Origin of the sequence: Chromobacterium alticapitis (genome assembly GCF_002924365.1) — a bacterium.
Taxonomy (GTDB): Bacteria; Pseudomonadota; Gammaproteobacteria; order Burkholderiales; family Chromobacteriaceae; genus Chromobacterium; species Chromobacterium alticapitis.
Genome location: NZ_PQWB01000049.1, coordinates 59,672 through 69,859, shown reverse-complemented (window position 1 = coordinate 69,859; position 10,188 = coordinate 59,672). Strand labels below are relative to the sequence as shown.

Here is a 10,188-nt window from a genome sequence, read left to right as displayed (position 1 = left end):
GCAGGCCAGCAGTATGCTGGCCAGCTGGTTGGCGGACACGATGCGGCCATCGTCCGGGCAGGACAGCACCAGGCAGCCTTGCACCGTGTCGATCAAGGGTTGCAGCGTCTGCAAAGCGGTCATGGCGGTCACCCCGTCGCTTGTCGCGGCGGCTTCGAACGCTATCGCCGCGCACTACGTTCTTCTACGTAGTGTATTCCCAAGAACTGGCGATTTCACTGGCGCATGCGATGATGCTTGCGCGTTTGACATGCTGTTTGGGTAATGTGCGCGGGCGTATACAGTTAAGTGGTAGATACCATTCGCAACCATTGTTACATTTTATCCATGGATGTCTGTTGAGGACCGCTTGGCGCTGCCATCCCCGGCGTGGCGGTAGCGCCGCCTAAGCGGCGGAATCCTCTTTCGGGGCCGCGCGCATGCTTCTCTGAGGGCGGCCGCGTGGCTGGCATCCATTTCGCGGCGCTTGCCGCGAAGACCTCGCCGCCTGTGTTGTGCAGGCGGCGGTGCCCGTTCCGCCTTCATCCGGCCAAGGCGGGCGCGGTCCTGCACCTTCGATAATATCAATACGACAAAGAAGATTACCTATGACGCGATCTCAATGGGGCTCCCGCCTCGGTTTCATCCTGGCTGCCGCCGGCTCTGCCATCGGCTTGGGCGCCATCTGGAAGTTCCCCTACGTGGCCGCCATCAATGGCGGCGGCGCCTTTCTATTCGTCTACCTGGGCATCTGCCTGACCCTGGGCCTGGCGCTGATGCTGGCGGAAATGGCGTTGGGACGCGCCAGCAGCGCGGGCGCGGTAGGCGCATTCCGCAAGCTGGCCGGCGGTTTCTGGCCGGTGATAGGCTATACGGGCGTGCTGGTGTGCTTTCTGATCCTGTCCTTCTACAGCGTAGTGGGCGGCTGGACCATCGCTTACATCGGCAAGTCGCTGGAGGGGGGCATTCTCACCTCGGACGCCAAAGCCTTGGGCGATATTTTCGGCGGCTTCATCAGCCACCCCACGCAGCCGCTGCTATACCATGCCGGCTTTGCCTTGCTGACCTTGGCTGCGGTGGCCGGCGGCGTGCAGAAGGGCATAGAGGCGCTGTCCAAATTCCTGATGCCGGCCTTGTTCGCGCTGATGCTGGTGTTGATCGCGCGGGGCCTGTCCTTGCCGGGCGCGCTGGACGGGCTGGCGTATTTCGTGGCGCCGGACTTTTCCAAGCTCAGCGGCGCCATGCTGATGGACGCGTTGGGCCTAGCTTTTTTCTCGCTGTCGCTGGGCCTGGGCATCATGATCACCTACGGCTCTTATGTCGGACGGGAGTCTAATCTGCTCGGCTCGGCGCTGTGGGTGATCCTGCTGACGGTGGCCACCTGCTTCCTGGCCGGCCTGATGGTGTTGCCGGCCGTGTTCGCCTTCGGTTTCGACCCGTCGGCCGGTCCCGGCCTCACCTTCATCACCATGCCGGCGGTGTTCGCCAATCTGCCGCTGGGCCAACTGTTCGCCGTGATGTTCTTCTGCCTGCTGTTGCTGGCGGCGCTGACTTCGTCGGTGTCGCTGCTGGAGGTGGTCGCCAGCTTCGCCATCGACGAACTGGGCCTGTCACGCCGCGCGGCGGCCTGCGGCATGGCCGCCGCCGCTTTCCTGTTGGGGATACCGGCGTCGCTGTCGCTCGGCATATGGGGCGATTACCAGCTGTTCGGCATGAATGTCTTCGACTTGCTGGACTTTGCCACCTCCAAGCTGCTGATGCCGTTGGGCGAGCTGTTGTTGGCGCTGTTCGTCGGCTGGAAGGCTTGGCCTGCGGTGCGCGACGAATTGGCGGCGGTCTGCCCGCCGCGTGCGCTGGCGGCGCTGCGCGGTTTCTGCATGGCGCTGGCGCCGGCGTTGATCGGCTGGATTCTGATCGGCGGTTTCTGATCCGCGGGTGAGCGGCGGGAGGCGATGGCCTCCCGTTTTGCTATCGTGAAACCTGGCGGACGCGCGCGGGAGAAGGCATGAAATGGTTGATGGCGGCGCTGGTGGGCATGTTGGCGCAACCATGCGCGGCGGCGGAGCTGCGCCTGCTGCTGGTGCCGCTGCCCGGCGTCATGGAGCCGGAGCCCGGCGGCGGCATGGCGAAAGGCGGCGGCATCGAGCTGATGCGAGAGGTGTCGCGGCGCGCCGGCGTGCCGTTTCATTTCGAGTTCTACCCGCAGGCGCGCGCCATGCTGCTGACGCAGCAGCAGGCCGATGCCTGCATGCCCATCGCGCAGCTGCCGGACTTGCGGCCGAAGTTCACGTGGAGCGCGCCCATTTTGTCTATCCAGATCGTGCTGGTGGCGAGACGCGACGATGACCGGCAGTGGAGCGGCCTGGAGCAGGCGAGGAAGCTGCGGGTAGGCGCGCTGCGCGGCAGCATGGTGGCGTCGCGCTTGCGACAGCTCGGCTTCGAGCCGGAGGACAGCGTGGATTATCTGACCGGCCTGCGCAAGCTGCAGCTGGGCCGGCTGGACTTGTGGGGCATGCTGGACGTTGGCCTCGCCTCGGTGGCGGGGCGGCTGGGCATGCCGCCGCCGCGCGTGGCGCTGGTGGTGGAGCGCAGCGATGTCGCCTTCGCCTGCAACAGCCAGGTTTCGCCGGATATCCTGGCCAGCCTCAACCGGGCGATCGCCGCCATGCAGAAGGACGGCAGCTTCCAGAAATTCCCCTTGCGTTGACAGCCGGCATGCGCGGCGGGCCCGCTCTGGGCTACACTCTCGTTTTTGCCTGTTTGCGAGATGCCGTTGAAAGCCCGTCTGACCCTGCTGGCCGGCAGTCTGCTGCTTGCCGCCTGCGCCACGCCGCCCCAGAACCCTCCCGCTTCCGCGCCGGTAGCCGCGCCTATCGAGCCGGCGTCGGCGCCCGCCGTCGAGACGCCGCCGGCGCAGCCGGCATCCGCGCCGGTTGTCTCGCCCATCCCGCCGCGGCCGGTGGCCAAGCCGGCGCAGCCGCCCGCCGCCCTGGCGGAGAGCCAGGGCAGGGCGCTGCTGGACCGTCTGCTGCCGCAAGGCATTCCAGACCGCAAGGGCTGGCGCGACGACATCATGGGCGCTTTCAGCCATTTGAAGATTCCATACACGCCGCAGTTCTTCTGCGCGGTGCTGGCGGTGGCGGAGCAGGAGTCCGGCTTCAGCCCGGATCCGGTGGTGCCCAATCTGTCCAAGATCGTTTGGGGCGAGATCGAGCAGCGGCGACAGAAATATCTGATCCCGTCCTTCGTGGTGGACGCGGCGATGAGCAAGAAGTCGTCGGACGGCCGCACCTTCAAGCAGCGCGTGGACGCCCTGCGCACCAAGCGCGAAATGAACGCGTTGTACGAGGACATGGTGCGCGAACTGCCGTTCGGCCAGACCATTTTCGAACACAAGAACCCGATACGCGACGGCGGCCCGATGCAGGTCAGCGTGGCCTTCGCCGAAACCCACGTCCGCGCCTGGCCGTATCCGTATAGCTACACCAGCCTGCGCGACGAGGTGTTCACCCGCCGCGGCAGCGTCTACTTCGGCACCGCCATCCTGCTGCAGTATCCGGCGCCTTACCACGACATGGTGTATCGCTTCGCCGACTTCAACGCCGGCCGCTACGCCAGCCGCAACGCCGCTTTCCAGCAGGCGGTGGCCAGGCTGTCTGGCCGCAAGCTGGCGCTGGATGGCGATATCATGCTGTACAACAACAAGATGAATCGCGACTTGTCCGGCGAGGTGAGCGACACCCAGCGCGCGCTGCAGGCCATATCCGGCCGCATAGGGATGAGCGATGCCGAAATGCTGCGCGATCTCAAGCTGGAAAAGCTGTCCGGCTTCGCCCAGACGCCGCTGTATCAAAAAGTGTTCGCGCTGGCCGGCTCCAAAGCGCCGCGCGAGATCATTCCGCAGATCGTGCTGGTCAGCCCCAAGTTCACCCACAAGCTCACCACCGAATGGTTCGCGCGCCGCGTCGACGGCCGCTACCAGCGCTGCCTGACGCGCGGAGCGGATTGAGCGTCTGACCTTCTCCGCCGGCTGGACTATCTTGAGACCAGCGCCTGAACCAGGGGGAGAGGCATGCGGTCATGGAGAGCGGGGCTTCTGCGGCATGGCGCGGCCGCGCTGCTTTGCCTGTGCGGCGGCGCGCGCGCGGGCGAGATCGTGTCCGGCGATCGCCCCAGCGGCCTGGGGGATGGCGTGGCGCATGCGCTGGACGGTGGCTGGACAGCCTTGTGGCAAGGCGCGCTCGGCGCCGGCAATGTCTGGCGCGCAGACCCTCCCTCTCCTGGCCTGACCAGCGGCGCCGGCATGGCCAGCCGCAACGACGGCGATCTCAATTACGGCAAGGGCGACACGGTGTCGCGCAGCGTCGACGCCTATTTGCAACTGCGCTTGACCCAGGGCGATCATGGCGCGCAGCTCAGCGTAAAAGCCTGGTATGACCAGGCGCTGGCGGATGAGCCGGCGCCGCACGGCAACGTGGCCAACGGTTACCGGCCGGGCCCGCTGAGCGACGCCGGCTTCGCGCCGCTCAGCCGCTTCGGCAACGTGGTGGCGAGCGATGCCTATGTTTTCGGCAGCTTAGCGCTGGCGCAGCGGCCGCTGCGCTGGCGGCTGGGTCAGCAGATCATCCCCTGGGCCGCGCCCACCAGCTACGGCGGCGGGCTGCAGCAGGTCAACGCGGTGGATTACGCGGCGACGCTGCGCGCCGGCGCGCCCGGGGACTCCGCCAACACGCCGGCGCCGGCGCTGTACGGCCAATGGCAGGCGAGCGGCCGGCTCAGCGTGGACGGCTTCTACCAGTTCGCCTTCCGCTCCAATGGCTATCCCGGCTGCGGCGCCTTCTATTCCATCAACGACTATCTCCAGCCCGGTTGCGACAAACTGACGCTGAACGGCGGCCTGCTGACGCTGCTGGACAGAAAGCCGGTATCGACCACCGATGCTCAATCGGTCGCCAATCCGCTGGACTACATCGCCCGCGCCGACGATATCCGGCCGAGCAAAGGCCAGTACGGCGTGGGCTGGCGCTATCTGCTGCCCCAGGCCGGCGCGCTGGGCCTGTTCTACGCCGATTTCACCAGCCGCAGCCCCTTGGTCCAGGTCTTGAAGACCGGGCCGGGCATCGTGCTGACCGGCCCCGGCGGCGCGCCCATCGCGCCTGCCGGCGAATACCGCGAAGCCTTTTTGTCCAACCGACGGCTGTTCGCCGTCAACCTGACGCGCGACAGCGGGGGCGGCGCCAGGCTGTATCTGGAATACAGCCTGCAGCCCAAGCGGGCGTTGGCCTGGAACGGCACCGATTTCCTGAACGGCGCATTGGCCGGCATCGGGCCGTTGGCTTATTTGAATCATCTGTCTTCCGGCGCAGTCATGCGCGGCTACGACGAGTTTCGGGTGTCGCAATGGCTGGCCAGCGCCAGCCGGCCCCTGCCGCAGCCGCTGGGACGCCAGGCTACACTGGAAGTCCAGTTCGCGTTGCGCCAGGTCAGCGGGTTGCCTGACCCATCGGTGATGCGTTACGGCCGACTCGGCTTCGGCATGGCGCCCAGCGCGGCTTACCCGGCTTGTTCCAGCGGCGCGGCAAGCTGCGCGCTGGATGGTTTCGTCACGGCCACCGCCTGGGGCTGGCGGCTCAAGTACCAGAATCGCTATCGCCTATCCGCCGGCGCTTGGGAGTGGCGGCCTTATCTGTCCTATGCCCAGGATGTGTCGGGCTATTCCGACGACGGGCAGTTTTCCGCCGGCCGCCATACGGCGGCGATGGGGCTGGGGCTGGCCTGGAGCAAAAACAGCCTGCTGGATCTGCGCTATGTGCGGACCGGCGGCGGCGACTACAACCTGCTGCAGGACCGCAGCACGTTCTCCTTGAGCGTCCAGAGCCGATTCTGAACTGCTTGAGGACAGGCTTGCCAGCTCGCGGCGACTGCCTATATTGAGTCAACGGCTCGGACGGCTGGCCGCGGAGGATGGTTGGAATCTGGATTAGGGAGAGCGGAATGAAACTATCGATCAACGGCAAGCCGGTTGAGGTCAACTCCAGCCCGGACACGCCGCTGCTGTGGGCGCTGCGCGACGAGCTGGGTCTGACCGGAACCAAGTTCGGCTGCGGCGCGGCGCTGTGCGGCGCCTGCACGGTGCTGAAGAACGGCCAGCCGATACGCGCCTGCGTGACGCCTATTTCCACGCTGGCGGCGGACGACGCCATCACGACTGTCGAGGGCAACGACGAAAAGGTGGGGCGAGCGGTCAAGCAGGCCTGGCAGGCGCTGGACGTGGTGCAGTGCGGCTACTGCCAGAGCGGACAGGTGCTGGCGGCCACCGCCCTGCTCAGCGCCAACCCGCATCCCACAGACCAGGACATAGACCAGGCCATGGGCGGCAATCTGTGCCGCTGCGGCACCTATGTCCGCATTCGCGCGGCCATCCACGCCGCCGCCAAGCTGCTGTAGGAGGCTGCCATGACTGCTAACGGAATATCGCGCCGCGCCTTTCTCAAAGCCGGCGGCGTGATGGGCGGCGCCTTGTGCCTGGGCTTCGCGATGAACGAGGGAGGGCGCCGCGCCGAGGCGGCGGAGGCAAAGCCGTCCATTCCCGCGCCCAATGCCTTCGTGCGCATCGAGCGCGATGGCGGCGTCACCATCGTCAGCAATAAATCCGAGATGGGCCAGGGCATCTATACCTCGCTGGCCATGCTGATCGCCGAGGAACTGGCCTGCGACTGGAACAAGGTCAACGTGGTATCCGCGCCGGCGGCCCCAATCTATGTCCATACGGCCTTCCATATCCAGATCACCGGCGGCAGCACCAGCACGCTGTCCAGCTACGACCAGTACCGCAAGATAGGCGCCGCCGCGCGAGACATGCTGATATCCGCCGCCGCGCAGCGCTGGGGCGTGCCGGCCGCGCAATGCCGCGCCGAGAACGGCCGGGTGTTCAACCAGGCCAATGCCGCCAGCCTGGGCTACGGCGAACTGACCGAGGCCGCGGCCAAACTGCCGGTGCCGGACACGGTGGCGCTGACGCCGCGCCATCGCTGGAAGCTGCTGGGCACGCGCGTGCACCGGCTGGACGGGCCGGAAAAGCTGGACGGCCGCGCGCAGTTTTCCCTGGACGTGCGCCTGCCCGGCATGCTGACCGCGCTGGTCAAGCGCTGCCCCAGCTATGGCGGCAAGCCCAAGCGTTTCAACGCCGAGGCGGCCAAGGCTGTGCCCGGCGTCAAGGACGTGTTCGCCATCAGCAACGGCGTGGCGGTGTTGGCCGACGGCTTCTGGCCGGCCAAGAAGGCGCGCGACTTGCTGGAGGTGCAGTGGGAGCGGGGTCCGAACGCGGGGCTGGATTCGACCAAGCTGCGCGCGGATTACCGGGCGCGCGCGGCCAAGCCGGGCCAGGCCTATCGCAGCGAGGGCGATGCGGCGGCGGCGCTGGCCCATGCCGCCAAAAAACTGGAGGCCTGGTACGAGGCGCCGTATCTGGCGCACGCGCCGATGGAGCCGCTCAACTGTGTGGTCTGGCTCAAACCGGGCAGCTGCGAAATCTGGAGCGGCACCCAGTCGCAAACCATAGACGCCGGCACGGCGGCGGCGATGGCGGGGCTGAAGCCGGAGCAGGTGTCGCTGCATACCACCTTCCTTGGCGGGGGCTTCGGCCGGCGCGCGGTGCCGACAGGCGCGGACTGGCTGAAGGAGGCGATGGAAGTCGCCAAGCATCATGGCCAGGGCGCGCCCATCAAGCTGGTATGGACGCGAGACGACGATCTGGCCGGCGCCTATTACCGGCCGATGTGGCTGGACAGGGTGCGCGGCGGCATAGGCAAGGACGGCAAGCCCGTGGCCTGGCTGCAAACCGGCGTCGGCCAATCCATCATCGCCGGCACGCCGTTCGCGTCCATGATGGTCAAGAACGGCATAGACGCGGTGTCGGTGGAGGGCACAGCCGACATGCCCTACGCGCTGCCTGCCGTGCAGCTGGACCTGCACACGCCGCAGAGCGCCTTGCCGGTGCTGTGGTGGCGCTCGGTGGGCCATTCACACAGCGCTTTCGCCAAGGAGAGCTTTATAGACGAGCTGGCGCGGCTGGCCAGGCAAGACCCGGTGGCCTATCGCCTGGCGCTGCTGGCCAAGTCGCCGCGCGAGCAAGCCGTGCTGCGCGAGGCGGCGCGGATGGCCGGCTGGGGCCGCAAGCTGCCCAAGGGCCATGGCTTGGGCGTGGCGGTGCACAGCTCCTTCGGTTCCCACATCGCCCAAGTGGTGCAGGTATCGGTCAAGGACAAGGAGTTGAAGGTCGAGCAGGTGTGGTGCGCGGTGGATTGCGGGGTGGTGGTCAATCCGGACCAGGTGGCGGCCCAGATGGAGGGCGCCATCATGTTCGGCTTGTCGGCGGCGCTGTCCGGCGAGATCACCTTCAAGGACGGCGAGGTCGAACAGAAGAATTTCGATAGCTATGCCGTGGTCCGCCTATACCAGGCGCCTAAGGTGGAGGTGTCCATCCTCGCCAGCGAGGAAGCGCCCGGCGGCACCGGCGAGCCGGCTGTGCCGCCGGTTGCCCCGGCGCTGGCCAATGCCATCCACGCCGCCAGCGGCAAGCGCGTGCGCGAGCTGCCGCTGAGCCGGCACGGCTACGTCGCGGTGTGAGGCGGCGATGCGCGGCAATGATGAGGAAGTGCTGAGCCAGGCCGTGGCCTGGCTGGCGTCCGGCCGCCGCGCCGCCCTGCTGACGGTGCTGGGCACCTACGGCGCCAGCCCGCGGCCGCCGGGCGCCATGGCGCTGATCCGCGACGACGGCGCGATTTTCGGCTCGGTGTCGGGCGGCTGCGTGGAGGACGACTTGCGGCGAGAGATCGCCGGCGGCGGCTTTTTCGACGGCGGGCGCGCGGTGCGCTTGCGCAGTTTCGGCGACAGCGTGGAGGAGAGGCAACGCTACCGGTTGCCCTGCGGCAACAGCCTGCGCGTGGCGGTGGAGCCGAATCCCGATCCCGCTCAGCTTTCCGCTTTGTTGCAAGCGGTGCGGGAGCGGCGGGCCGTGTGGCGGCGCGTTTGTTACCGCGATGGCGCGGCTGATTTTTCCGCGGACGGGCCGCCCGGCGAGTTCGAGGAGGACGCGGACGGCTTTCGCGCCTTGCTCGGCCCGCGCTGGCGGCTGCTGATCATAGGCGCGTCGGAGTTGGGGCGCTATCTGGCGCAGATCGCCGTCACGCTGGACTACGCAGTGACGGTATGCGAGCCGCGGGAGGAGTATCGCCAGGGCTGGGATTTGCCCGGCGCGCCCTTGTCGACGGAAATGCCGGACGACTTGGTGCTGGCCTTCGATTGCGACGAGCGGGCCGCCGTGGTGGCGGTGACGCATGACCCGAAGCTGGACGACCTGGCCTTGATGGAAGCGCTAAAACTGCCCTGCCTGTATGTGGGCGCGCTGGGTTCCGCCACCACCACTTTGAAGCGCAAGGCGCGGCTGGCCGAGCACTTTGGCCTGACGCCGGCGCAACTGGACCGGCTGCACGGGCCGGTGGGACTGGCGATAGGCTCGCGCACGCCGGCCGAGATCGCCGTCTCCATCGCCGCCGATCTGGTCGCCAGCCGCAGCGCCCTGCCGCGCGCCGCCGCGGCTCAGGCGGCTTGTTCGACATGATAGCCGGCGTGGTGCTGGCGGCCGGCGGCGGCGGCCGCTTCGGCTCGGACAAGCGGCAGGCCAGGCTGCCGGATGGGAGAACCCTGCTGGAGGCCAGCTTGTCGGCCTTTATCGGCCAGGTGGACGAGTTGGCGCTGGTGCTGCCGCCGGAAGACGCCTTCGGCCTGGCCTTATGCCGCCAGCTGGCATTGCGGCCATTGCGCTGCGATAGGCACCGCGGCGGCATGGGGCATTCGCTCGCTTGCGGCGCGGCCTGGGCCTTGTCGTTGCCGGATTGTAGAGGGATGGTGCTGGGGCTGGGCGACATGCCGGCGGTGAAGCCGCTCACGGTCAGCCAGATTGCCGCCGCCTTGTGGCGCGGCCAGCCGGTGTTGCCGTGCCACCTTGGCCGGGCGGGCCATCCGCGCGGCTTGCCGGCATCCTGCCTGGCCGGTTTGCTTGATCTGAACGGCGACGCCGGCGCGCGGGACGCCGTGGACTGGAGCCAGGCGCTGCGGCTGGAGCTGGACGACCTCGGCGTGTTGCTGGACATAGACCGCGAGGCGGATTTGTCCGGCTTGGCCTAAGGCGCGCCGCAGACTGGCGCT

8 protein-coding genes are annotated in these 10,188 nt (G+C 67.6%); all 8 read left to right on the top strand.

Going from position 1 to position 10,188, the window contains the following annotated elements; genetic code table 11:
• Positions 1-587 precede the first annotated feature (587 nt).
• The 8 genes from C2I19_RS12780 (at position 588) to C2I19_RS12745 (ending at position 10,167) form a co-directional block, all read left to right on the top strand.
• Positions 588-1,907, top strand: coding sequence for a sodium-dependent transporter (locus tag C2I19_RS12780; protein WP_103903079.1), 1,320 nt, complete (start codon positions 588-590; stop codon positions 1,905-1,907).
• A 77-nt stretch (positions 1,908-1,984) separates the two neighbouring features.
• The gene (locus C2I19_RS12775) at positions 1,985-2,686 is read left to right on the top strand and encodes a substrate-binding periplasmic protein (RefSeq protein WP_103903078.1); all 702 of its coding nucleotides are present in this window, start codon (positions 1,985-1,987) and stop codon (positions 2,684-2,686) included.
• Positions 2,687-2,746: 60 nt separating this feature from the next.
• Positions 2,747-3,988 (top strand): DUF1615 family protein, encoded by a 1,242-nt coding sequence (locus C2I19_RS12770; protein WP_103903077.1) that lies wholly within the window; start codon positions 2,747-2,749, stop codon positions 3,986-3,988.
• Between the two features lie 63 nt (positions 3,989-4,051).
• A complete protein-coding gene (locus tag C2I19_RS12765; protein WP_103903076.1) occupies positions 4,052-5,866 on the top strand; it encodes a DUF1302 domain-containing protein in 1,815 nt (604 codons plus the stop codon).
• 107 nt (positions 5,867-5,973) lie between these two features.
• A complete protein-coding gene (locus C2I19_RS12760) occupies positions 5,974-6,426 on the top strand; it encodes a (2Fe-2S)-binding protein (protein WP_103903075.1) in 453 nt (150 codons plus the stop codon).
• Between the two features lie 9 nt (positions 6,427-6,435).
• Entirely contained in the window at positions 6,436-8,607 is a 2,172-nt protein-coding gene (locus tag C2I19_RS12755) for a xanthine dehydrogenase family protein molybdopterin-binding subunit (protein WP_103903074.1), read from the top strand.
• 7 nt (positions 8,608-8,614) lie between these two features.
• Positions 8,615-9,601, top strand: a complete 987-nt coding sequence (locus C2I19_RS12750; protein WP_103903073.1) for an XdhC family protein — start codon at positions 8,615-8,617, stop codon at positions 9,599-9,601.
• A complete protein-coding gene (locus C2I19_RS12745; RefSeq protein WP_103903072.1) occupies positions 9,598-10,167 on the top strand; it encodes a nucleotidyltransferase family protein in 570 nt (189 codons plus the stop codon). The genes C2I19_RS12750 and C2I19_RS12745 overlap by 4 nt, the downstream gene beginning before the upstream one ends.
• Positions 10,168-10,188: the final 21 nt, after the last annotated feature.